Consider the following 24,594-nt stretch of genomic DNA (forward strand, 5'->3'; position numbering starts at 1 on the left):
CTCTTTCGATGTAACTGTGATTGGTTAAAGAGAAATGGGTGGCAAAGTGTTCCCTGTTTCAAGTAAACTTTTTAAGTTGCTCAGAATAGCTGGCCATCCATTATTTAATCCCTCAAAGGTATCTTCTCTATCCACGATGTCCGCAGATGCCAGATTTTCATGCCTAAGTATTAGTTTGACTGTCGAATCCAGCGGTTTCAACTCAAAGGTAACCTGCGACGGCTGCTTACGAGTGGTTTTATCTCCTACCATGTTCCATGTAAAAGAAAGTAAACGATGCGGCTCGCACTTTAGTATGATTCCATGATCGGTGACTTGTCCATTCCGCGAATAGGTGACGTTAGAGCCTTCTTGCCAGTCCGATTGAATTTTGCTTCCGAAGAAGTATTTTTCGGTAAAATCGCTGCTTGTCAAAGCTTCCCAAAGCTTTTCCGGCGTCGTCTTGATGTAAGTTACATAAACAAATGCTGCATCAGTCATTTTAACCCTCCATATATAGGGATCTTTGAGCTTGTTCAAAGTCTCTCCGATTCAGGGATCTTTGAGCTTTCTCAAAGTCTCTCCGCTAGAGGGAATCTTTGAGCTTTCTCAGAGTCACTCCGCTTCTAGCTGCTTTTTAAGCTCACGCAATGCTTCGATACGATCACGATCATATTTGCTGATCCAGCGGTCATAAATCTCTCCGATGGGCTCCACATTTAGGTAATGAATTTTATTTCGGCCTTGCCAAACAATAAGAATAAGATTCGCTTCCTCCAATATAAGCAGGTGTTTAGTTACGGATTGGCGCGTCATCTCAAGATGTTCGCATAGTTCATTTAAGGTCTGACCATTTTTCTGGAAGAGCTCGTCAAGGAGTTGTCTTCGACTTGAATCAGCAAGAGCTTTAAATACTTTATCCATGCCATCATTATATGCAACCTTTTGTCTGCATGTCAAATTTGGCTTATTGGTGTATTCCGCCTGTTCGTTCCATTCTCGAAACACAAAAAGACACGGAAGAGCAATCCCGTGCCTTTCAAATTGTGTTGTTCGCCCAACTAACCTACGCATGCATGCCCATACCTGCAGCCTCACTGCTACCTGAAGCAGCACCGCTCTTATCCCGCGCCTCCGCCCGTCGCAAATACTTCTGCTGGCGCCAACGGATGACGACGAGAATGCCGCGCAAATATTCGTCGCAAATCATGGCAACATAAATACCCGCAAGTCCCCAGCCCATGTGCAAACCCAAGACATAAGAAAGGCCTGCGGCCACTCCCCACATCGAAAACAGAGAGATAATCATATTGTAACGGGTATCGCCTACCGCGCTTAGCGCATTACCGAAGCCCATATTGAGCATTCTCCCTGGCTGCAGGATAAGTGTCAGCACCAGACATGAGAGTCCCAGCTTGATAATATCCGCGTCTGAGGTGAAGAAGCCGAGAAAGCTTTTGCCGATGAGAAAGAGAATGATGCTGTTGAATCCAACCAAACCGAGTCCAATCCATGTTCCTCGATAACCGCTCTTATAAGCTTCTTTGATTTTTCCGGCTCCATACAGATGGGCAATCTGAATTTGAACCGCTAAGGCAATGGAATAGCCTAACATAAAACAAATCGACTCGAGCGTGTTCATATACGTTCTTGCCGCCAATTCCTTGGCTCCCATTGTGGCTAGGAATGTGTAAATGGTCAACTGCGTCAATACCCAGGAAGACATGTTCACGCCGAGCGGCCAACCTATTTTCAAAATGTTGCCAAACAGCTTTCGATTGAATACGATTAGATCCCTCCACTCCATCCTCCGCTCGAACGCAGAAACGAACATAAACAGCAGCAAACACGTCGCTAGCAGCCTGCTCACAAGTGTCGAAATGGCCACACCTGTTAAACCCAGTTGAGGAAATCCGAGCTCTCCATATATAAATCCGTAGTTAAACACGATGTGTATAACATTCATACCAATCGCCGTTATCATCGGCCCCTTGGTGTTCCCTGTATTCCGAATCACGGTGCTGAGAGCAGCCGTCAAAGCCGTTAAAACCATACCGCTCCCCACAATGGAGATATAGGTTTCAGCCAGAGGAAGCAGCCGCTCCTCCAAGTGGAAGAGATTAGCTAGAGGGCGAGCCTCCATATAAAGAATCACACTCAGTATACTGCCTATCACTGCGCTGACAGTTACAGCCATAATCGCAACGGTCCGTGCAGATTCATTCTGCTTGGCTCCTAATTTCTGAGCAATCAAAATCCCTGCGCCACTCGCAACCGTCATAAATAAGATCATCATCGCTTGGAACAGTTGGTTCGATAAACCGACCACCGCCACCGCATCATCCGATACACGGCTCACCATTAAGGTGTCGACGGCACCCAAAAGCAATTGCAGCAGCAATTCGACGAAAATAGGCCAAGCTAGAAGCCACAGTGTAAACTTATTTTTCTCTTTGACCATGTTTTTCACCATCCGATTATTATCTCTCTTTTTGTATAAATGAAACTTTGTTGTCTGCTCAAATTATAGATGCTATAGTTGACACCAAGTATGAGTATTGCAACTTAAAGTTTCAAAATTCCAACCTCCATTCAAGAGATGAAAAGGTGACTCCGATGGCTTTTATCGAAATGACTGTCCCTCCGCTGCCGCACTACATTACAAGCGGTTTCAGCACGATATCCAAAGGCAGCAAACATCCGAGCAGACGCAATATCCAAGTATTTGATTTACTAATCACCACATCGGGCTGCTTCTATATAGGCGAGGGAGATGCTAGGTTCGAGGTTGCAGCTGGACAAGCCGTTATTCTAAGGCCGGACAGCTATCATTTCGCTACACAAGTCTGTTCCGAACTGACGGGTACTTATTGGATGCATTTCCACGCAGGAGGACCATGGGCTATGGTAGACCATACAGTCCAACCTATACCTCTGGAAGACCCAACACAAACCCCAATTGAGCCATTTGCTGTAGAGCCCTTTACGATTCGGATCCCCCAATATACAACACTTGTGCAGCCAGAAAAAACCTATGACCTGTTCGAACAGCTTCAGCAGCTGCAGCCAAGCGCTCATCAGAGCAGTGTCCGTTTTGCGCAGCAGCAGCTTTTTCATGAGCTATTGCGCCAGCTTTCCGCTTCCACGGACAACGATCAACCTTCACCTTCCAAGGCTTGCGCGGAAAAAGCGGCGGCCTATTTAAGGCAGCATTACAAAGCGCCTGTTTCAGCCAAAGAGCTCGGCGATCATGTCAACTTCCACCCTGTTTACATTGCACGCTGCATGCAAAAAGAGTATGGCTGCTCCCCTACGGAATATCTGCTTAGATTAAGGATCCAGCAGGCTAAGCTGCTGCTGCTTCAAACCGATCTTCCCGTCGCGCATGTCGCAGAAGAGGTGGGTTTTGAACAGCCTGCCTATTTTGCCACCTGCTTCACCAGAATGGAAGGTATCTCTCCTCGCAAGTACAGGCAGCAGTTCTCACGGGGATAATGAACGAACAACTCGAAGGCATATATAGGCTAACTTCACAATACAGTTAACTTATATAACTTAGAGGGAGTTGACTTGATATGGAAGATCAGCAACATGCACCTGTCCTAAGTGTAAAAGATTGGATGATTACAATCCTGCTCCTTGCCATTCCACTTGTGAATATTGTGATGCTATTCGTGTGGGCATTCAGTAAGGGAGAAAACCCTTCGAAATCTAATTATGCCAAAGCAAGCTTAATCTGGGCTCTCATCGGACTCGGTCTCTATTTTATTTTCTTTGTCCTCTTCTTCGGCGCAATGATGTCGAATATGAATCAATAAACCTTCTCCCCAGCAGCTATCCTCCTTGCGGCCGTGACCGCTTGGGGATAGCTCTTTTTATGTTATACTGGAAAAAAATGATAAGGAGCCTTCGACCATGCCCTCCCCCTTACATTGGAAAAAGTCACTATGGATTCTATGGGGTGCTAATTTCTCCGTTATGTGCGGCATGAATCTTGTTCTTCCTTTCCTACCGCTATATATCGGAGAACTTGGGGTTCAAGATCTTAGCGAAATTGTACGTTGGACAGGCTGGATTGTCGCTGCACAGTTCATCACATCGTTTCTCACACAACCGCTCTGGGGCGCTATCGCGGATCGTCGCGGACGTAAAATCATGCTGCTTCGCGCCGGGTTCGGAATGGCGATTGTGACAGCACTCATGGGCATCGTCACATCACCTTGGCAGCTGCTGTCTCTGCGGCTGCTCAACGGTATCTTCTCCGGCTTCATCTCTATGGCGGTGTCTCTTCAAGCTTCCGTTACACCGCCGGAGCATTCGGGCAAGTCGCTCGGCACCTTACAAACGGGAGCTATCGCCGGATCGCTCATCGGCCCTTTGCTTGGAGGCTTGCTGGCAGGTTTCTTCGGTTACAGCCATGTGTTTTTCTTCACTGGAGGGCTCATGCTCTGCGCGAGCATTATCGTCATGATTTTCATTAAAGAGGAGCGTAAGCCTCCCTCTAAGAAAAAAGAACGACAGCGCACCGATTGGCGGCTGTTTCGGCCTTTGCTCCCAGTCTTCGCTGCTTCCCTGATCACACAGATCGGCATGATGAGCATCGAGCCGATTGTGACAGTGTACGCGAAGACCTTATATTCGGGCAGCCACTTGGAGCTGTTCGCTGGTCTAATCGTTGCGATTACCGGCATCGCTAACTTGTTCGGCGCCCCATCCTTAGGGAGACTCGGCGACCGAATCGGTCAGCGCAAAACGCTTGTTATCGCCTTATCAATGGCGGCACTTGCCTTCATCCCGCAGGCTTTTGCCACTAGCATCACTATGCTCCTAGTCGGCAGGTTCCTGCTCGGGCTGTTCATCGGCGGCATGATTCCCTCTCTGAACGCGTTGGTCATGAAGCTAGCGCCTACTCAGATTCAAGGGACCGCTTACGGCTTTAATACCTCATCGCTGTTCCTAGGCAATCTGATTGGCCCCTTAATTGGCAGCCATCTTGCGGCAGCGTATGGTTTCACATCCGTCTTCTATGTCACGATGGGCATTTTACTGCTCTGTGCTGGATTCGTCTATACGAATCGCAGTTTAGAACATCATCCCCATTCGAAACCAGCTTAACACTTACCACTACTTATAAAATTGGAGGATCACTATGAAACACGAAATTCTATACAAAGGCGCATTTCCTATGTTGAAGGTAGAGCTTGAAGCAGGCGAGAACATCAAGGCGGAAGCTGGAGCCATGGTCTCTATGTCACCCAATATCGAACTCAAGGGAACCGTAGAGGGCGGTCTCATGCGCGGTTTAGGCCGAATGCTGAGCGGCGAGAAATTCTTCTTCCAAGAACTAACTCCAACCAGAGGATCGGGCGAGGTTTTACTGGCACCTACTGTCATTGGCGACATTGAAGCCGTTGAGCTAGACGGATCCTACAAGCTGTATGTGCAAAAAGATGGCTTTCTTGCTGGAACATCCGGCATTCAGGTAAATACGAAAATGCAAAACCTGATGAGCGGCTTTATGTCAGGCGAGGGCTTTTTCATTGTTGAAATTAGCGGAAAAGGCACCGTCTTCCTTTCCTCCTACGGTGCTATTCATGCCATTAATCTAGCTCCAGGGCAAGAAGTGATCATCGATAACGGGCATCTCGTCGCTTGGCCGGATTATACGCAGTATACGATTGAAAAAGCGGCCAAAGGCTGGTTATCCAGTTTGACGAGCGGCGAGGGCGTTGTCTGCCGATTCCGCGGCGAAGGTGTCGTGCTTATTCAAACGAGGAACCCGCAGGGTTTCGGCGGGTGGATTAAGCAGTTCATTCCGGGTGGCAGATAGGTGCAATGAAACCCGAACAGTCAATCTAGGTGGTAGATAAGTGCTATGGTATCCAGCAGTTCAGCTAGATAAATGTTATGGCATCCAAGCAGTTCATTCGGGGCAGCAGATAGGTGCAATGGTATCCGCCCCCGTGTTTAGAGTAACTTGCGAGCTAAATTAGATGGAGTAACTTCATCGATAGTATAAATTTGTTCACAAAACTACTTCGGAGCTTCTTTTTGAGCTTTCTTTGGAACTTTCTTTAAGTGCTTCTTTTTGAGCTTTCTTTGGAACTTTCTTTAAGTGCTTCTTTTTGAGCTTTCTTTGGAGCTTTCTCTTAGAGCTTCTTTTGGATTCTACACTTGCAAATGTTGTATTTTCTACAACTTTACACAAGCAAAACCGTGCCAACTCGCCCAAATGTTGCAGAACATACAACAATTCTGCCTAAAAGTAACCGTATAGCATGAAACCCCGCTAAATTGTTGTACCAAATACAACATCTCCAGTTTAGCGGGAAGAAATAAAGGAAATTGTTGTACGTTGTACAACATGTATGTGCAGGTAACCTATTCTCCACTTTCCACGAAGGATTAACGGCGAAGCTAGTTGGATTATTGTCCTAATCTTTTCGGCCATGGATAAACAACTCCGTCGTCCTATAAGGACGACGCGCATATAGGTTGAGCCGATGCAAGTTGACCACCGCCTTGCGGCGCTGCAGCGCACATCCAGGATCAACAGAAAAAAAACGAGAATTCCTCACGGGGGGTTCTCGTTTTTTTGACGATGATATGATAAAATGGTTCTATCATATAAACTTAGTTTTATATACAAAACCACAAAACAGAAACGCAATGTATTTGAACGATCGCTTTACGAACAAGGAGGCCCTTACTTGGATGATAAATACCGCGTTCCGGCTATCGAACGCGCACACCTGATCCTCAAAGAAATCTCTCTGCATCCCGGTGAATTGAAGCTCATCGACTTGTCTCGAACGCTCGCCATTAACAAGAGTTCGATGTACTCGTTGTTATTAACCATGGAGAACTTGGGATGGATCGAAAAGGAGACCGGAGAAACCTACCGGTTAGGAAGAGAATTGTCTCGTTTCGGCCATGCCTTCATGCAGCAGCGAGACTTGAATGAGTCCTTCCATAAGGAAGCAGCCCTATCGAAGCTGAAGCTGGGTGAATCTTTCCAACTTGCCAAATTAGATGGCAAGGAAGTTCTCTATACCGCCAAAGAGGAAGCGCTTACGCCTGTTAGACTAGCCTCCGAACCAGGCATGCGATTACCTGCTCATGCCACCGCACTCGGTAAAGCTATGCTCGCAGATCTGAGCGATGAGGAAATTAGTTTGCTTTATCCTTCTGACCAAGAACCATTTCCACATTTAACGGTTAATTCCATTACCTCTTTACAAGTATTAAAGCAAAGTTTAGAGCAAATCCGACAACAAGGTTATGCGCTTGATCTGGAGGAAGCCGTACTTGGTTTTAGCTGCGCGGCGGCTCCGATCCGTAATGCCCAAGGCCAAGTCATCGCCGCTGTCAGCTGCTCCATGATGCTGCCTCAATGGGAGCAGAAAAAGCAGTCCTGTATAGAAGAAATTTGCAAGCTCGCTCATAAACTATCCGAATAAAAAGGAGAATTCACATGCGATTACAAGACAAAGTCATTCTCATCACAGGTGCAGGATCAGGAATCGGCAAAAGCACCGCTCTCTTATTTGGACAAGAAGGTGCGCAAGTCATCGTGAACGATCTCGACGTCGTCAAAGGACAGGAGACGGCGGATGAAATTATTGAGGCTGGCGGAGCCGCTGCGTACATACAAGCGGACGTTACCCAAGCAGAGTCCGTCAGTCAGATGGTTGAGCAAATCATACAGACACATGGACGTATTGACGTGCTTTTCAACAATGCCGGAATTAGCGGTGTAGGCGCGCTTCATGAGCTAGAACCTGACGCCTGGGACCGCATCATGAGCGTTAATGTCAAAGGTGTATTCTTACCTTCTAAGTATGTGGTGCCACATATGATGGCACGCAAATCCGGTTCTATTATTAACATGTCTTCCTGTATCGCTGAAATAGGTCTGGCCCGCCGGGCGTCTTACGCAGCAACCAAAGGCGCTGTCCTTGCATTGACCAAATCCATGCAGGTGGATTATGCCGCCTATGGCATCCGGGTGAATGCGCTGCTGCCGGGAACCATTTTAACACCATTCGTAGAAAATTATCTCCGCACCTCCTATGACGACCCAGAAGCCGCCATCGCCTCATTAAAAACTAGACAGCTAAGCAACGAATTGGGTCGCCCGGAAGATGTCGCACAAGCGGCATTGTTTCTCGCTTCAGACGACTCCAAATTCATGATGGGTTCACCGTTATATATTGACGGAGGCGTGACTTTCGGCAAGAACGCTTAAGTAGTCAGCCCCTATTCTGCATTATTCATTTATTTACTCATTTACTCATTCAATCATTCAATCATTCAATCACTCAATCACTCAATCACTCAATCATTACTCATTCATCCATTCATACAGGAGGTTTTTCTAATGAAACTGCTTACTTTTAAGAAAAATGATACGTTCAACCTTGGCGTCCAAACCGAGTTTGGCGTGCTGGATGTCGTTCAAGCTGTCAAACAGCTGTCGCCAGCATTCACAGTCCCTACCACTGTTCATGAAGCCATTAATGGCGGGGCATCAGCTAACGATGCATTACTTAACCTTGTTAATCTTGTACTTGAGCGCGAAGATCGTGCGTCCTTGCTGCTGAGCGAAGAGACTCTGAATTACGGCCCTTGCGTTACGCATCCTAACAAAATCATTTGCGTTGGTCTGAACTATCGCAAGCATGCCGAAGAAACGAATGCCGCTATCCCGCAATACCCGATTCTTTTCAACAAATTTAGTAATACGCTTACCGGACACGGGCATGACATTGCACTGCCTCGTGTAACTAAGGAAGTCGATTATGAAGCTGAGCTAGTGATCGTTATTGGTAAGCAGGCCAAATATGTGCCCAAGGAAGAAGCCTTGGAGCACGTGTACGGATACTGCTGCGTGAATGACCTTTCTGCGCGTGATTTGCAAATGCGGACACCGCAATGGCTACTGGGCAAATCGTGTGATGACTTCAGCCCACTCGGTCCTTATCTTGTGACCGCCGATGAAGTCGGTAATCCGAATGACCTCAAGATCAGCACCACGGTCAACGGCAAAGTGCGTCAAAACTCGAACACGGCGGATATGATTTTCCACTGTGATGAAATTGTCAGCTATATTTCTCAGCATATGACGTTATATCCAGGGGACATCATTCTAACGGGTACACCGGAAGGTGTTGTGCTCGGCGATCCAGTTGATAAACGCGTATACTTAAAAGACGGTGATGTCGTGACGATTTCTATAGAGAAATTAGGTAGTCTGACTAATCGCATGGTTAGTGAGTAACTAGCCTTCGTTTTTTTAATCGGAATCCAAAAGCTCCACTATACAGCAAAGAGCAAGCCGCAGCGGCTTGCTCTTTTTCTCCTTTTATCCGCGCTCGACCAACACCGCTACGCCTTGCCCGCCGCCAATACATAAAGCAGCTATCCCCAGCTTGCCATCTCTTTTCTCCAGCTCATGCAGCAGCGTAACCAGAATGCGGGCTCCGCTTGCACCAATCGGGTGTCCAATGGCAATCGATCCTCCATTGACATTTAATTTCTCCCGTGGAATGCCCAGCTCACGGCCGACGGCCAAAGACTGCGAAGCAAAGGCTTCATTCAGTTCAAACAAATCCACGTTATCTAAGGAAACGCCTGATTTGCTAATGAGCTTACGAACCGCATCAACGGGTCCCATGCCCATCATAGATGGATCTAAAGCTGCGTTCGCATAGCCTTTGATCCGAGCCAAGGGCTTAAGCCCAAGCTCCTTAGCCTTATCCGCAGCCATAACAACCAGCGCAGCGGCTCCATCATTAATGCCAGAAGCGTTGCCAGCCGTAACCGTTCCCTCTTTTTTGAAAGCAGGACGGAGCTTGCCCAGCTCTTCAGCTGTTGTACCCGCACGAGGAAACTCATCCTGCGCGAATAACACTGGATCGCCTTTTCTTTGCGGGATGGCAACAGGCACGATCTCATCCTTGAATCTGCCGGATGCAATCGCCTGTTCCGCTTTCAGCTGGCTCCACGCCGCAAACTCATCCTGCTCTGCACGTGTAACGCGATGATGCTCCGCTATATTCTCAGCTGTGATGCCCATATGGATATCGCACATCGCGCACCATAGTCCATCCCGAATCATCGAATCGACCATGGCGCTGTCACCAAGCCGCAGGCCCGAACGAGCCCCAGGCAGCAGATAGGGCGCCTGCGTCATATTTTCCATACCGCCTGCCACCACGATATCCGCATCTCCGAGGCTGATAGACTGTGCCGCCAGCATGACGGACTTCAGGCCCGAACCGCACACCTTGTTAATCGTCATCGCTGGAACGAATTGCGAATACCCCGCCTTCAGCCAAGCTTGACGGGCTGGGTTTTGTCCCAGTCCAGCCTGAAGCACGTTACCCATGATGACTTCGTCTACTTGGCTGTCAGCCAGATTAGCTCTCTTCAGAGCCTCTTGGATAACCGTACTGCCCAGCTGCGGAGCGGATATGTCCGCCAATGCTCCCTGAAAGCTGCCAACGGCTGTACGAACTGCGCTAACGATGACGACGTCTCTACTCATAACGATCTCCTTTGCTTATCTGAGGTTCATTTTGAAGAAGAGGACTAATGGTAAAACGCGCCTCTGTGTTGGCGAGAACCTCATCCATCGTTACACCTGGCTGTATGCCCGATAACAACATGCCCTCAGCTGTAAAATCAAAAACGGCTAAATCCGTGATCAGACGATTCACTACGCCTTTACCTGTCAATGGCAAGGTGCATGCCTTTTTAACCTTTGACTCACCTGCTTTATTCACATGTTCCATGATGACAATGATCCGTTTGGCGCCGTTGACCAAATCCATCGCGCCGCCCATCCCTTTTACCATTTTTCCTGGAATCATCCAGTTGGCAAGGTCGCCATTCTCCGCTACCTCCATACCGCCCAGAATGGCCAAGTCAATATGACCGCCTCGGATCATAGCGAACGATTCTGCGCTGTCAAAAAAAGAAGCGCCCGCTACAGCGGTTACCGTTTCTTTGCCTGCATTAATTAAATCCGGATCTTCTTCTCCTACGTAGGGGTAGGCACCGATGCCCAGAAGCCCATTTTCCGATTGCAGCATAACCGTCATTTCCGGAGGAATATAATTGGCGACTAGCGTAGGCAGGCCAATGCCTAAATTGACATACATACCCTCTTTAATTTCCTCAACGGCACACTTAATGATCGTTAAACGGTCGTTTTTCATACCGATACCTCCTTACTTCGAACGGTGAGACGCTCAATCCGTTTTTCATAGGACGCACCCTTCACAATCCGCTGCACATAAATACCTGGCGTATGAATATCGTCTGGGTTCAGCTCACCTACCGGCACAATTTCTTCCACCTCAACGATCGTCACTTTCCCTGCTGCTGCTGCCAGCGGATTAAAGTTGCGCGAGGTTTTACGGAAAACTAGATTGCCCATCGGGTCTGCTTTCCAAGCTTTGACCAAGGCAAAATCACCAACAATCCCTTTTTCCAACAAATAGGTGCGTCCTTCAAAAGTTTTGTGCTCTTTGCCTTCTGCAACTAAAGTGCCTACGCCCGAAGCTGTATAAAACCCTGGAATACCGGCTCCGCCAGCACGAATTCGTTCGGCAAGCGTTCCTTGAGGGACCAGCTCCACTTCGAGCTCCCCGCTTAAGAACTGCTGCTCAAATGTTTTGTTTTCTCCCACGTAGGAGGAAATCATTTTCTTGATTTGTTTGTTAGCCAGCAGCTGTCCAAGGCCGCAATCATCAACACCGCAGTTATTGCTAACTACGCATAAATCTTTGGTCCCTTGCGCTTTAAGCGCTGCAATTAAATTCTCTGGAATCCCGCAAAGCCCGAAACCGCCAACAATCAACGTGGCTCCGTCACGAATATCCGCTATAGCTTCCTCTATGGAAGAACATATTTTATTCATGATGATCCATCTCCTATTCCTATCCCTAGGTTGATCTATCTCTACTGGGCCGTGTAACCGCCGTCGATTAATAGTGAAGCTCCCGTAACCCCTCGTAATTTATCGCTTGCAATTAACATCGCATAGTCAGCAATTTCCTCTACCGCTAAAAGGCGTCTTTGTGGAACCAAAGGGTAAATAACTTCTTCAAGGACACTTTCCAAAGGAACATTGCGCGTTTTCGCCAAGTCCTGCAGCTGTCCTCTAACAAGAGGTGTATCTACATATCCCGGACACAGCGCGTTCACCGTAATGCCATGAGCAGCACCTTCCAGTGCTGCTACCTTCGTCAAGCCAATCAACCCGTGCTTTGCGCTGTTATAGGCAGCTTTGCCTGCAAATCCAATCACTCCGTTGATCGAAGCCATATTAATGATCCGACCAAAGCCTTGTTCCTTCATGATTGGGAAAGCATGTTTAATTCCGATAAAAGCACCTGTCAGCATCACCTTCAGCATGAATTCAAACTTTTCTACAGGGAAATCCTCAATAGGTGCAACATGCTGCAGTCCTGCGTTATTGACGAGAATGTCCAGCCGTTTATAGGTTTGAACCGCGGTTTCAATAGCTTCTACAAATTGCGGCTCCTGTGTTACATCGCATTTGACTCCTATGGCTTCAAAGCCTTCTTGCTGCAACTGCTGCGCTGCCAGATTCGCTTGCTCACCATTTATGTCGGAAATGACCACTTTGGCCCCTTCCCGTGCATAAGTGCGAGCGATTTCAAGACCAATACCGCTTGCAGCCCCTGTTATCAAAGCGACTCTATTTTCCAAGAACCTAGTCATTGCGCATACCTCCATCTTGAACTGTTAAAAAATCGATAAAATGATCGCGAGCACGAGAACCGTTACTGTTTTGATAACCGTAATTGCGAAAATATCCTTATACGATTGTCGATGTGTGAGTCCTGTAATGGCAAGGAGTGTGATGACTGCACCATTATGAGGGAGCGTATCCATACCGCCTGATGCCATCGAAGCAATTCGGTGCAGCAATTCCGGGCTAATCCCTGCTGTAGTTGCTGCGGCCAAATATTGCTTACCCATGACTTCCAAGGCGATGGACAGCCCACCTGATGCGGAGCCCGTAACACCGGCCAATATATTGACAGAAATGGCTTCCGAGATAAGCGGATGAGAACTTAAGCCTAGAATCCAACCTTGAATAGCTTTGAATCCTGGGAGGGTTTTGACAACATTACCGAAGCCTACCTCAGATGCTGTGTTAAAAATAGCGAGCAGCGCTCCCATAGCTGCAGCCGTCAAACCCGCTGCCAATTTACTTTGAACAACGCGCGCGTTAATACAGATCGCAGACAGAATACCGATGAGCAAGGCCACGATCAATGCCCATGAGGACGATACCGTTTTCACGTTGGCAATATTAAACGTTTTCAAAAGCTCAGCTGAATACCAGTTGTTTACCGTTAAGAAACCTCTGCTCAGCAAATAGTTAAATAGCAGGACCAGCACCAATGGGATGATTGACACCCAGAGATTTGGATATTTCTGATTGTCTAGCCCTTCAGGCTCGTTCTTATGTCCTAAACCATAGCCTTCACCAGCAGCTTCCGCTTGTTTGCGTCTGCGTTCCAACCAGAACAGCCCTAAGCCAAATACGATAAGACCGCCGATAATACCAAGGATTGGAGCCGCATAAGAATCCGTTCCGAAATAAGTTGTAGGAATAATATTCTGAATTTGAGGTGTTCCTGGCAGCGCATCCATCGTAAACGTAAACGCTCCCAAAGCAATCGTACCGGGAATCAATCTCTTTGGAATATTCGCTTCTCGGAAGATCGAAACAGCGAAAGGGTACACTGCAAACGCTACCACAAATAAAGAAACACCGCCGTACGTTAAGATACCGCAAGCAAGAACAACGGAAAGCATCGCCCTTTTGGAGCCCAATGCCTTCACTAGCGATTGCGCAATGGAGGATGCCGCACCGTTCAATTCCATCACTTTACCGAACACAGCTCCCAATAGGAAAATCGGGAAAAAGTTTTTCACATAATTTGCTGCGTTCACCATATACACTTCTGTATAGCTCGGCATTAAAGCGATTCCCGATATCAATACAGCCAGCAAGGTGAAAATAGGTGCAAACACGATGACAGGATAGCCTCTGTAAGCAAAAAACATCAGCAGGCCTAAGGATAACACAATCGCTACAATCTCAATAAACATGTTTTGCTCTCCTTTATCATCATTTGTAAAGCGCTTCCAACTTGTTTGGTATGAATGAACTGTTTACATTACATTTGGATTAATTTCAGTTTACATGCAGATTCGCAAGAGGTAAAATTCATATTTGGAATGACAATCATGAAAAAATGTTATAGGTCGGGGAGGGATGATCCTTTGGATTTACGCCAGTTAACTTATCTGCTTGAAATTGCAAAACACATGAATTTTACCAAAGCGGCCGAAGCCCTTCACCTCACACAACCCACACTGAGTAAAATGGTGAAAAATATAGAAGAAGAACTAGGCGTTTCTTTATTTGATCGTTCAGGTAAATATGTTCAATTGACGGACTCTGGAGAGATCGCCGTTCAACAGATTCAAGTTATCGTTCAGGCTGTCCAAGATCTTCAACACTTATTAGATGATGTCTCCAACCTTAAAAAAGGAACCATCACCATAGGGTTACCCCCGGTAGTTGGTTCCGTTTTCTTTACAAGAGTAATCGCAAAGTTCCAAATTAAACATCCGAATATCCATTTCCAACTTGTCGAAGAAGGCGCTAAGAATGTAGAAAGCCTTGTGCAAAACCGAAAGCTTGATCTCGGTGTGGTGGTTGGCCCAGTAGACACGTCTAACTTTGAAACCTTGCCTTTCCTCTTTCAAAAATTAGCGCTCATCATCCATCGTTCCCATCCGCTAGCTGAACAATCCAGCGTATCTCTTTTGCAGCTTAGAAATGAACCCTTTATCCTGTTTCCTAGCGGCTATGCCGTTCGAAACCATGTCATTCATGCCTGTCGATCCGTTGGATTCGATCCTTCCGTTGTCTACGAAAGCTCACAATGGGACCTATTGGCTGAAATGGTGGCTTCGAATGCAGGCATTTCTATCATACCCGAGACGATTTGCAGTAAAATCACTTGTCCCGAAGTACTTACGCTGCCTTTAACAGAGCCATCTATTCCCTGGAATTTAGTCATTATTTGGCCTAAGGATCATTACGTCTCTTACGCGATGCGTGAGTTTATTTCGTTTAGTCAAGAGTTGTCAGAGACAGAGAATTGACGTACGTTCGCATAGCCTGCATGAGTCGCTCCCCCGTTTAATCTGATTTCGCGTCTTAGTGTATCATCGAATCCGAAAAAAGAGCAACTCGATATTTGTTTTGAAAAACGAGAAGGAGAAAAGATCTCTTCCATAGAACAATTCTTACATCGAGTTATCACGGGAGGGTTGCGAAATGCTGAATGAGCAACAGCTAGAGCATCAAACCTTATTTTTTCAGGCCTTTCAATATGCTCCAATTGGTATCGTTCTCGTAGCCATTAATGGGAACGTACTCAAAGCAAATTCAACTGTCTGCTCGATCTTAGGCTTGTCTGAGGAAGAATTACTCCTTAAGACCGTTCAGGAAATGACACATCCCCTTGATTTAGACCTTGATCTTGCGCTTAGGGACCAATTAATAGCCGGTATGAGAGAATCATATCAAATGGAAAAACGTCTGATTAAGCAAGAGGGCGAGATTGTATGGGTACAAATAACGGTCTCCTTAGTGAAAAATAAAGCTGGAGAACCCCTCTTTTTCATTTCTCAGGTTATCAATATCACCGATCAAAAGATCGCTTATAACGAAATACAGGAGAAAAAGCGCCTTTTAATAGAAAGAGAGCAACGCTATCGATCCGTTGTGGAACACGCTTTTGATTTCATTACTATGCACAACCCTGACGGAACCTATCTCTACGCCTCTCCTTCTTGTTATAAAGTTCTTGGGTATACACCTGAAGAAATGATCGGGAAAGCAGGTTATGAATTTCTTCATCCTGAGGATATTCAAGTGGCCATTCAAGATCATATAGCTATCCTTCAAACAGACAAGCAATCTAATAGGATCGTTCGGATACGAAAAAAGGATGGGAGTTATATATGGACCGAGTCAACCAGCACCTCCCTTCTCGATTCCGAAACTGGTGAGACGAAAGAAATTATTGTCGTTTCCAGAGATATTACCGAACGAATCAAGAAAGAGCGCAACTTACAGGACAACGAACAGCGTTATAAATCCCTTTTCGACTATCATCCGGATTTAATTTATTCGATGGATTTGGAGGGTAACTACACCTCTATTAATCAATCTTTTGAAGAACTGATGGGTTATACGAAACAGGAAATGATAGAGAAACCGATAAATTTTCGTTCGGTCGTAGATCCTACAGATTATGAACAGGTAGAGCATCATTTCATTCAAGCGACCAAAGGTTTTGCACAACGATACGAGGCGTCAGGTATAAATAAGACAGGGAGACATACGACCTTCGATGTGACTAATGTTCCGATCTTTGTCAATCAGCAAGTTATTGGTGTCTATGGACTTGCTAGTGATATCACATACCGGAAAGAATTGTGGATAAGATTAGAAGAAAGTCAAAATTTATACCAACTCATTTCAGAGAATGCGCAGGATATTATTACGTTTGCAACGCCTGATGGCGTAGTTCGTTATGCTTCCCCTGCCATTAAGACTTTACTTGGTTATGAGCCTGATGAATATGTGGGCAAAGTCGCAATCGACTTCTGGCACCCGGATGATGTTGCTTCCTTTATCGATGAAAATATTCTGCAAAAATCAGATGTAGATACTTTTACTAGCCGAGTTCGTCATAAACAAGGACACTATGTCTGGTTTGAAACAACGGCAAAAATCATACGTAATGAAGACAGGGAAATTGTTAAAGTATTAGCTGTGGGAAGAGATATTAGTGAAAGAAAACGTGCGGAGCAAGAACTGAATGCAGCGAAAGACCAGCTTGAATCCTTTATTGATCGAAATGTGGATCCGATTCTTATCCTTAATTTAGAAGAAAAAGTAGCGCGAATCAATCATGCCTTTGAAAAAACATATGGATGGACAGAGTCAGAAATTGTTGGACTCCATCTACTTGATTTACCCAACATACCCATTGAACTCAAACCAGAGGCCATTCATAATTTGGCAAGAATTAAATCGATTGAAGCCTTCGAAGGACACGAAACCATTAGAAAAAGAAAAGATGGCGTTATTCTTACAGTTATGATTTCGAGCTTCGCTATGCGGGGTGAGAATGGACATATTATTGGTTGGGCTATGATCCTAAGGGATATCACTGACAAAAAGCAAGCGGAAGAGCTGTTGATTAGGTCAGAAAAATTATCCATTGCAGGTCAATTAGCGGCAGGAATTGCTCATGAAATTCGCAATCCTATCACTGCAATTAAAGGATTCGTTCAGCTCATGAAATCTGGCATCGTCGAGAAAAAAATGTATCTGGACATCATGGCCTCCGAAATCGAACGAATTGAAATGATTCTAAGTGAACTATTAATTCTTGCAAAGCCCCAAATCTTTCAAACGGAACGTAAAGACATTCGGAAGCTCCTAGCACAAGTGACCACCCTATTAGATACGCAAGCCATTATCAACAATGTTCAAATCATCACGGAGTTTGATCCGGAGATTCCCCTTATTCTGTGTGATGAAAATCAACTGAAACAAGTGTGCATTAACTTTATTAAAAACGCTATCGAAGCTATGCCAAAAGGCGGAATAATCGTTATTCAATTAAAAAGTAATAATGAAAATCCAAATCATATCATGCTTCGCTTTATTGATCAAGGGTGCGGGATTCCTGCATACATTCTTTCTAAGTTAGGAGAGCCCTTCTACACAACAAAAGAAAAGGGAACCGGACTAGGCTTCATGGTCAGTAAAAGGATTATAGAAAATCACAATGGGGAAATCGCCGTGTTCAGTGAAGAAAATAAAGGGACAACGATAGAGATAAGTCTTCCTACTGCGCATTAAAGCGTCACATTAGCTTGACTCCGTCGTATGATGAGATCAACTAGATCATTCCGGTTGATCTCTTTTCATACTTGGGCGACTGTAGGAGAGATCCCTCTACACCTTATAAGCCCGCATCGCCTTCCGCAGCTCTCGCCACGAAGGACGTTTGCCGTACATTAACACCCCTGTGCGATAGATCTTAGCAGCAAGCCAAGCCATAGCACCGATAGATGCCAATTGAATGACGATGGAGAGCCATATTTGCCAAATAGGCGGACTACTCATACCTATGCGCAGGAACATAATAAGTGGCGAGAAGAACGGTATGAATGACATCGTAACAACGAATCCGGCATTCGGGTTATTCAGTCCAAACATGGCAATCATGAAGGCTGCCACGATGAGCAGGGTTACCGGCATGATCGCTTGCCCCACCTCCTCTGTACGGCTCACAAGTGAACCTACAGCCGCAAAAACCGTTGCATAGATGAAGAACCCTAACAGGTAGAATATTAAGAAATATACGATAAGTGATATTTGTAAATCGGACCAGTTAAGGTGCAGCTCCGAAATTAGTTTGCTGCTGCCAGATAAGCTTAAATTGATTCCACCCACCACAATTATCAGCGCTATTTGCGATAAAGCGAGTAGACAAATCCCGATGATTTTGCCAAACATCTGCTTAAGCGGGGACACACTGGTGATAAGAAGCTCCATTACTCGGGAGCTCTTCTCTGCTGTGATTTCCATCGCGACCATGTTCCCAAAGCCGATAACACCCATGTAAAGCATGAACAGCATCACGTATACAAGCGCGTAGGACATCACCATTTGCGATTCCGTTTTGCCAGACGCAGCCTTGTCATTCGTTGAGATTTGCACAGTTTCTATGGAAACTGGCGCTTGAATATTAGCCTTTTGTTCGGCCGCGAGACCTGCTCCTTGTAAGGCCGTGTCAGTTTTAATAAGCTGAAGAGCGGTCTGAAGCTTGCCTTTTAACGAAAATTCCATCGTGCCTTCGGATTTATACACTATTTTCGGAAAACCGGCTATAACGGCATCTGTAAATTCCAAATATCCCTTGATCTTCTTATCAGCGATCTGCAGCTTACCTAAAGCTTCATTCGCTGCAGCACTGCCCGCATCCCGAAGTGGAATAATGACAATATCCGGATTGGGCTGATTATTATAAAAGTTCGCTAGCTTAGCAGCAAACTCCGTTTGTTTGCCTGCAAAGACACCAATCTTCGTCGCTTCATGAGAGGAAAGCTTATCAATGAGTGCAGGCAAATGAATCATAATGGATAATAGCAAAATCAGAATCACACTCATCACACGAAACGATTTGGATCGAAAACGGGTCATGAAAGTGAATTGAATAACGGTCATGATCCTATTCATGGGCACTCCCCACCTTCTGAATAAAGATTTCATTTAACGTTGGCTCCATCAACTGAAACCGATATACGTTTGACTGCCCCATGGCATATCTGAGAATATGCTGCGACGCCGCAGCATCATTAATGCGTATCTCATACCCGGTCAGATGCTTTTCTACTCCAGTAACGCCTTGTAGCCTCTCCAAACCTTCAATCGGATTCTCGGTCTCGAGTATGATTCTCTCCTTAGGGAACGTTGCTTTAATATCCTTCAAACTGCCTTGCACAAGCGTATTGGAACGATGCAGAATGCAGATATGCTCGCACAGCTCCTCCACATGATCCATGCGATGGCTGGAAAAGAGAATCGTTTTTCCCTCGTCGCGTAAGCTTTTCACTGTTGTTTTCAGCAGCTCCACATTCACCGGGTCGAGTCCACTAAAGGCTTCATCCAGAATTAGTATTTCCGGGTTATGTATGACCGCAGCGATGAATTGGATCTTCTGCTGGTTTCCCTTGGAGAGCTCCTCCACCTTCTTGTTGTAGTATTCAGGGACGTCAAATCGCTCCAGCCACAGCTTCAAACTTGCATCAGCTTGTTTACGGGAAAGACCGCGCAGCTCCGCTAAATAGATGATCTGCTCGCTAACTTTGACCTTCGGATACAGACCTCGTTCTTCAGGCAAATAGCCCATTAGCTGCCTCAACTCTTCCCGATAACCTTGCCCCTTCCACTTTATGCTTCCATGATCCGGATAAATGAGACCTAATACCATCCGCATCGTCGTTGTCTTCCCAGCTCCATTAGCCCCAAGCAACCCATATATCTCGCCCTGCTTAACACGAAGCTGGATGTCATTCACTGCAGTCTTCTCCCCGTATTGCTTCGTAACATGATCAACGATCAAAGGATATGTCACCTTTTAACCATCCTTCCTTAGATAACGTGTTTATTTGTTCATGAATTAGTTTACCACAATATATGGAAAAAAACGGAAACAAAAAAAGCCGAATGTTGTGAGCACAACTCACACATTCAGCTTCTCTTTACAAGCCAAAAATCGCATCAATCACTGGCTTTGTCGTCCCACCTGGATACATCAAATATAGCAGAACATATACCAAGACACCTGTAGGCGCCGTAAGAAGCCATACAATCGCGGCGACTCGTCCGATTTTTTTATGTTTTAGAAATTTGTTTTTGTATGCAAACCATAATGTGATTAGACCCAACACTCCACCCACCGTTGCCAGCGTAATATGGAAGAACAAGAATAAATGATACGGCAGCTTGAGACTCTCAGGCCCGCCAAATGCCGTGTTTCCTTCAAACAAGGTACGGGACATGTAGATGATGAAAAACGCCAGTGCGAAGATTGCTCCTAGAACCATCAGCTTTTGATGCGTTTCCCGATTCCCTCTTACAATATGATACCAGCCGAAACCAACAAATATAGCACTGATAACGATAAACATCGTAGAAATAGTTGGTAAAATGTGCATCTCTATAAATCCTTTCTAAGCGCGATTCCAATTCCCGCCCTGGTTATTCAAGCTCTCTTGTGTCTCAAGAAGATCCATATCGTCATCTTCCTTACGCTCTCTACGGTACCATCGGAAGAAAATATAGGCAAGTGTAGTTCCATATACGACTTCTTGGACGATTTTCATAAGAACACCGCCGAGCTGTTGATCATCGAGCGGAGACAAATGAGTGAAAGGCACAGTAACGTTCGAATACATATCATAAATGATCGAATCAGCAAATATGATAAGCGCGCAGGCAGGTGTCAACAACATACCATTGCCAAAAATATAGGCCAATTTCTTCAGGTCATTCAGGCTATTCAGCTCCGGAAGTGGACAAAATACAGGGAACCACATCATGAACGCAGTAATCAGAAGCACCGTATGATAACTTAAAAGCAACACATCATTCTTCATCAAACCGTCCATAATAAAAGGCATGTGATAGATGGAGAAGAGCATGTTGAACAAAAACAGCGCGATCAGCGGACGTGTAAAAAATGAAAATATGCCGCGGAAGACTCGATTTTGCATAAAAAGACGGAGCACCCAAGCAGGCGTACCTAGCCATATAAATATAGGAACAATTAAATAAAGAATGGTTTGCTGCAGCATATGCACACTAAACAAGTAATGATGACCGATGTAGTTAATCGGACTCCCTTGTCCAATGTAGAATAGGGCAAGCCCCGTATAGAAATATAGCTTCTGCTTACCCGTAACTGGCTCGGCATCTGCGAAATTCCCATTCCCCTTAGCGACAAATCGACTATAGACATATCCGAAAACGACGACCACCAACAGAATAACAGGACTCCACAAATCGAAAAATCCACCAATTTGGCTCATAGCTAATCTCTATCTCCTTTCAACTAAAAAAAGAGGAGGCACTTTGTCTAGACAAAGTTGCCTCTTCCTGCTTTCTTACCACCACATCCAATATACCGCTGTAATAACTCCAGTTAGAGCTACAAACGCTCCTGCCCCGATGAAAATGAGCGGGAATAAATGTCCTCTTTCTTTGGCATGCATCCAGAACAAAAGCTGGATTACAGCTTGCACAAGCGCCAAAGTTACGATGAAGATTAAAATAAAGGAACGATCTAAGTCTCCGTAAAGAACAACTGCGAATGCCAACATTGTGAGAAGAATCGAGATAATGTATGACAAGTAGTGGTTCAGTGGTGATTCATGCTTAACTCGTTTGCTAGGTGCGTGTGTATCATGAGAATTGCTGCTCATCTTAGTGACCCACCTTCCCCATCAGATAAACGACTGTGAAGATAAACACCCAGACTAAGTCAATAAAGTGCCAATACAAAGCTGCTACATAAAACTTAGGAGCTGTAACAACCGTAAGACCTTTTTTGAATCCTTGCAAAATCAACAGTGTAATCCAGCAAACACCAAACGCTACGTGAGCTCCATGGAACCCGACTAAGGTATAGAACGAGGTTGAGAAAGCACTTGTTGTGAACTTGTGACCTTCGTGCACATATTCAACGAACTCGTAAATCTCCATTCCCAAGAACGAAAGACCAAACAATACAGTAATTGCAAGCCAAAACAACAATTGTCCTAGCTTCTGTTTGTGCATCGCCATGATCGCGAATACACTCGTTAAGCTACTTGTTAAGAGGATGAACGTAGACCAGCCTACTGTTTTGAGCTTGAAAAGTTCATCCGCTGTAGGACCGTCTGGAACAGAGTTCCGAAGCGCGATGTAGGTTGCGAATAAACAACCGAACAACACAACCTCGGCACCGAGGAACAACCAAAATCCGAGAACTTTATTTTTCCCTTCGAGGGTAGCCGTTTCCGGATTAGCAGGCAGTGCGCCCGTATGATGAGTACTCATGCCTTTACCCCCTTGTCATCTTCAAGCTCTTCCTTTTCAATATGCCAACCATGATCGTCATATACGGAACGCAAGAACATTGCAATAAATGTAACAATCATACCCGCGGCAGCTAAATAATGGTTTTTGTACATAAAACCAAATCCTGCAATGAACAAACCAACGGACATAACAAGCGGTAAAATGGATGCTGAAGGCATATGAATCGAACCTACAGGTTCTGCCGGAGTCATCTCTTTATTACCAGCCATTTTTTCTTTCCAAAGTGCATCTAATCCGCGAACAAGCGGCGTTTGTTTGAAGTTATATTCAGGTGCAGGAGAAGGAATCGCCCACTCCAATGTACGACCGTCCCAAGGATCTGCGGGAGCCGTAATTGGTTTTCTTGCAGTTGTAATAATGTTGATTATGAATACTAATGTACCGATACCCATCAAGAATGCCCCTACGGTTGAAACCAAGTTACCTACTTCGAGATCATGTCCGGGTTGGTACGTAAAGACACGACGCGGCATTCCCATAAGTCCCAAGAAATGCTGAGGGAAGAATGTTAAATGGAAGCCAATGAAGAACAACCAGAAATGCAGTTTACCCATTCCTTCGTTTAACATACGTCCAAACATTTTTGGCCACCAGTAGTAAAGACCCGCGAACAAACCAAGCACTAGACCACCAACGATAACGTAGTGAAAGTGTGCGACAACGAAATACGTATCATGATACTGGAAGTCTGCTGCTGGAATCGCAAGCATAACCCCCGTTGTTCCACCCATTACGAATGTTGGGATAAAAGCTGTTGCGAAAATATTCGCTGTTGTGAAGCGAATTTGCCCGCCCCAAAGTGTGAATAACCAGTTAAAGATCTTCACGCCAGTTGGAACTGCAATAGCCATAGTAGCAATCGCGAAGATGGAATTGGCCACTGGACCTAAACCAGCTGTAAACATATGGTGAACCCAAACCATGAAACCTAGGAAACCAATCAAAACTGTTGCAAATACCATGGAGCTGTATCCGAAAAGACGTTTCTTCGAGAAAGTTGAAACGATCTCAGAAATGATACCGAAAGCAGGAAGAATCAAGATGTAAACTTCGGGATGCCCGAAAATCCAGAATAAATGCTCCCATAGTACGTTGTTACCGCCTCTGGCTGCATCGAAGAATGCACCGCCGAAGACACGGTCAAACATAAGTTCAACAAGGGCAACCGTAAATGCCGGGAAGGCAAGCACGATCAAACCGGAAGTAATGAAAGCAGACCATGTGAACATTGGCATACGCATATACGTAAGACCTGGTGCACGCATGTTGATAATGGTAACAAGGAAGTTAATCCCCCCGATTAGTGTACCAATACCGGCAATTTGTAATCCAATTACGTAGAAGTCCATACCTTGCAGGTTGTTTTCTATTGTTTGTCCCAAAGCACTGTCTGTTATCGAGGACAATGGTGCATACCCCGTCCAACCGCCATCAGGTGCCCCGCCTAAGAACCAACTAGTGTTCATCAGTACGCCACCTGCGATGAACAACCAGAGACCAAGTGAGTTAACAAAAGGGAACGCAACGTCCCTTGCACCAATTTGTAGAGGAACGATGGCATTCATGAATGCGAAGATAACCGGCATAGCCGCAAAGAAAATCATCGTTGTTCCGTGCATCGTCGTTAATTGGTTAAATGAATCGCCGATAAAAATGTGTTGATCGGGATAAGCAAGTTGAATCCGGATCAAGATGGCTTCAAGTCCTCCTACTAGGAAGAAGAAGCCGCCCGCTATTAAGTACAGGATACCGATTTTCTTGTGATCGACTGTAGTGAGCCAATCCATCAAACCGCTGTATTTTTTTACTGGATGAGAGTGAGCCAA

At 45.6% G+C, this 24,594-nt stretch carries 24 protein-coding genes; 9 read left to right on the top strand and 15 right to left on the bottom strand.

Annotated elements, in window-relative coordinates:
* Window positions 1-24: 24 nt before the first annotated feature.
* The 3 genes from AC58U0_RS01380 to AC58U0_RS01390 form a co-directional block, all read right to left on the bottom strand.
* Window positions 25-480, bottom strand: coding sequence for an SRPBCC family protein (locus AC58U0_RS01380; RefSeq protein ID WP_497377217.1), 456 nt, complete (start codon window positions 478-480; stop codon window positions 25-27).
* 114 nt (window positions 481-594) lie between these two features.
* Window positions 595-1,053, bottom strand: a complete 459-nt coding sequence (locus AC58U0_RS01385; RefSeq protein WP_497377219.1) for an ArsR/SmtB family transcription factor — start codon at window positions 1,051-1,053, stop codon at window positions 595-597.
* Window positions 1,046-2,440, bottom strand: coding sequence for an MATE family efflux transporter (locus AC58U0_RS01390; RefSeq protein ID WP_497377220.1), 1,395 nt, complete (start codon window positions 2,438-2,440; stop codon window positions 1,046-1,048). Before AC58U0_RS01390 ends, AC58U0_RS01385 begins: the two co-directional genes overlap by 8 nt.
* 155 nt (window positions 2,441-2,595) lie before the next feature.
* Between AC58U0_RS01390 and AC58U0_RS01395 the strand changes: the two genes are divergently transcribed.
* From AC58U0_RS01395 to AC58U0_RS01425, 7 genes are all read left to right on the top strand, one after another.
* Window positions 2,596-3,474 (top strand): helix-turn-helix transcriptional regulator, encoded by an 879-nt coding sequence (locus AC58U0_RS01395; protein ID WP_497377222.1) that lies wholly within the window; start codon window positions 2,596-2,598, stop codon window positions 3,472-3,474.
* Window positions 3,475-3,554: 80 nt separating this feature from the next.
* Window positions 3,555-3,797 carry a hypothetical protein gene (locus AC58U0_RS01400; RefSeq protein WP_497377223.1) on the top strand — a complete coding sequence of 81 codons (243 nt, stop codon included), beginning with the start codon at window positions 3,555-3,557 and terminating at the stop codon, window positions 3,795-3,797.
* 97 nt (window positions 3,798-3,894) lie between these two features.
* The gene (locus AC58U0_RS01405) at window positions 3,895-5,094 is read left to right on the top strand and encodes an MFS transporter (RefSeq protein ID WP_497377224.1); all 1,200 of its coding nucleotides are present in this window, start codon (window positions 3,895-3,897) and stop codon (window positions 5,092-5,094) included.
* A gap of 34 nt (window positions 5,095-5,128) precedes the next feature.
* Window positions 5,129-5,809 carry a TIGR00266 family protein gene (locus tag AC58U0_RS01410; protein WP_171648161.1) on the top strand — a complete coding sequence of 227 codons (681 nt, stop codon included), beginning with the start codon at window positions 5,129-5,131 and terminating at the stop codon, window positions 5,807-5,809.
* 880 nt (window positions 5,810-6,689) lie between these two features.
* Window positions 6,690-7,439 carry an IclR family transcriptional regulator gene (locus AC58U0_RS01415; protein WP_497377225.1) on the top strand — a complete coding sequence of 250 codons (750 nt, stop codon included), beginning with the start codon at window positions 6,690-6,692 and terminating at the stop codon, window positions 7,437-7,439.
* A 14-nt stretch (window positions 7,440-7,453) separates the two neighbouring features.
* Window positions 7,454-8,227, top strand: coding sequence for an SDR family NAD(P)-dependent oxidoreductase (locus tag AC58U0_RS01420; RefSeq protein ID WP_497377226.1), 774 nt, complete (start codon window positions 7,454-7,456; stop codon window positions 8,225-8,227).
* A 132-nt stretch (window positions 8,228-8,359) separates the two neighbouring features.
* A complete protein-coding gene (locus AC58U0_RS01425) occupies window positions 8,360-9,259 on the top strand; it encodes a fumarylacetoacetate hydrolase family protein (protein WP_497377227.1) in 900 nt (299 codons plus the stop codon).
* 84 nt (window positions 9,260-9,343) lie between these two features.
* Here the strand turns inward: AC58U0_RS01425 and AC58U0_RS01430 are convergent, their stop codons facing one another.
* From AC58U0_RS01430 to AC58U0_RS01450, 5 genes are read right to left on the bottom strand one after another with little or no spacing between them, the layout of a single operon-like run.
* Entirely contained in the window at window positions 9,344-10,528 is a 1,185-nt protein-coding gene (locus AC58U0_RS01430; RefSeq protein WP_497377228.1) for an acetyl-CoA C-acetyltransferase, read from the bottom strand.
* The gene (locus tag AC58U0_RS01435) at window positions 10,521-11,201 is read right to left on the bottom strand and encodes a 3-oxoacid CoA-transferase subunit B (RefSeq protein ID WP_497377229.1); all 681 of its coding nucleotides are present in this window, start codon (window positions 11,199-11,201) and stop codon (window positions 10,521-10,523) included. Before AC58U0_RS01435 ends, AC58U0_RS01430 begins: the two co-directional genes overlap by 8 nt.
* Entirely contained in the window at window positions 11,198-11,905 is a 708-nt protein-coding gene (locus AC58U0_RS01440) for a CoA transferase subunit A (RefSeq protein ID WP_060645863.1), read from the bottom strand. The genes AC58U0_RS01435 and AC58U0_RS01440 overlap by 4 nt, the downstream gene beginning before the upstream one ends.
* A gap of 41 nt (window positions 11,906-11,946) precedes the next feature.
* Complete coding sequence (locus AC58U0_RS01445; protein WP_497377231.1) at window positions 11,947-12,732, bottom strand: 3-hydroxybutyrate dehydrogenase; 786 nt, start codon at window positions 12,730-12,732, stop codon at window positions 11,947-11,949.
* Between the two features lie 24 nt (window positions 12,733-12,756).
* On the bottom strand, window positions 12,757-14,136 hold the full coding sequence (locus tag AC58U0_RS01450; RefSeq protein ID WP_057302477.1) for a GntP family permease: 1,380 nt from the start codon (window positions 14,134-14,136) through the stop codon (window positions 12,757-12,759).
* 174 nt (window positions 14,137-14,310) lie between these two features.
* Between AC58U0_RS01450 and AC58U0_RS01455 the strand changes: the two genes are divergently transcribed.
* Together AC58U0_RS01455 and AC58U0_RS01460 are read left to right on the top strand one after the other, a co-directional pair.
* Complete coding sequence (locus tag AC58U0_RS01455; protein WP_497377232.1) at window positions 14,311-15,201, top strand: LysR family transcriptional regulator; 891 nt, start codon at window positions 14,311-14,313, stop codon at window positions 15,199-15,201.
* Between the two features lie 175 nt (window positions 15,202-15,376).
* On the top strand, window positions 15,377-17,980 hold the full coding sequence (locus AC58U0_RS01460) for a PAS domain S-box protein (protein ID WP_497377234.1): 2,604 nt from the start codon (window positions 15,377-15,379) through the stop codon (window positions 17,978-17,980).
* Window positions 17,981-18,076: 96 nt separating this feature from the next.
* Here the strand turns inward: AC58U0_RS01460 and AC58U0_RS01465 are convergent, their stop codons facing one another.
* From AC58U0_RS01465 to ctaD, 7 genes are all read right to left on the bottom strand, one after another.
* On the bottom strand, window positions 18,077-19,363 hold the full coding sequence (locus AC58U0_RS01465) for an ABC transporter permease (protein ID WP_497377236.1): 1,287 nt from the start codon (window positions 19,361-19,363) through the stop codon (window positions 18,077-18,079).
* Window positions 19,356-20,261, bottom strand: a complete 906-nt coding sequence (locus tag AC58U0_RS01470; protein ID WP_497377237.1) for an ABC transporter ATP-binding protein — start codon at window positions 20,259-20,261, stop codon at window positions 19,356-19,358. Before AC58U0_RS01470 ends, AC58U0_RS01465 begins: the two co-directional genes overlap by 8 nt.
* A gap of 127 nt (window positions 20,262-20,388) precedes the next feature.
* Window positions 20,389-20,844 (bottom strand): DUF420 domain-containing protein, encoded by a 456-nt coding sequence (locus tag AC58U0_RS01475; protein ID WP_029198483.1) that lies wholly within the window; start codon window positions 20,842-20,844, stop codon window positions 20,389-20,391.
* A gap of 15 nt (window positions 20,845-20,859) precedes the next feature.
* The gene (locus AC58U0_RS01480; RefSeq protein ID WP_497377238.1) at window positions 20,860-21,717 is read right to left on the bottom strand and encodes a cytochrome c oxidase assembly protein; all 858 of its coding nucleotides are present in this window, start codon (window positions 21,715-21,717) and stop codon (window positions 20,860-20,862) included.
* Window positions 21,718-21,792: 75 nt separating this feature from the next.
* On the bottom strand, window positions 21,793-22,110 hold the full coding sequence (locus AC58U0_RS01485; RefSeq protein ID WP_497377239.1) for a cytochrome C oxidase subunit IV family protein: 318 nt from the start codon (window positions 22,108-22,110) through the stop codon (window positions 21,793-21,795).
* Window position 22,111: 1 nt separating this feature from the next.
* Window positions 22,112-22,726 (bottom strand): cytochrome (ubi)quinol oxidase subunit III, encoded by a 615-nt coding sequence (locus AC58U0_RS01490; protein ID WP_497315648.1) that lies wholly within the window; start codon window positions 22,724-22,726, stop codon window positions 22,112-22,114.
* On the bottom strand, window positions 22,723-24,594 hold the full coding sequence (gene ctaD / locus AC58U0_RS01495; RefSeq protein WP_171649499.1) for a cytochrome c oxidase subunit I: 1,872 nt from the start codon (window positions 24,592-24,594) through the stop codon (window positions 22,723-22,725). Before ctaD ends, AC58U0_RS01490 begins: the two co-directional genes overlap by 4 nt.

The sequence above is a fragment of the Paenibacillus sp. J31P190 genome, from assembly GCF_059692075.1.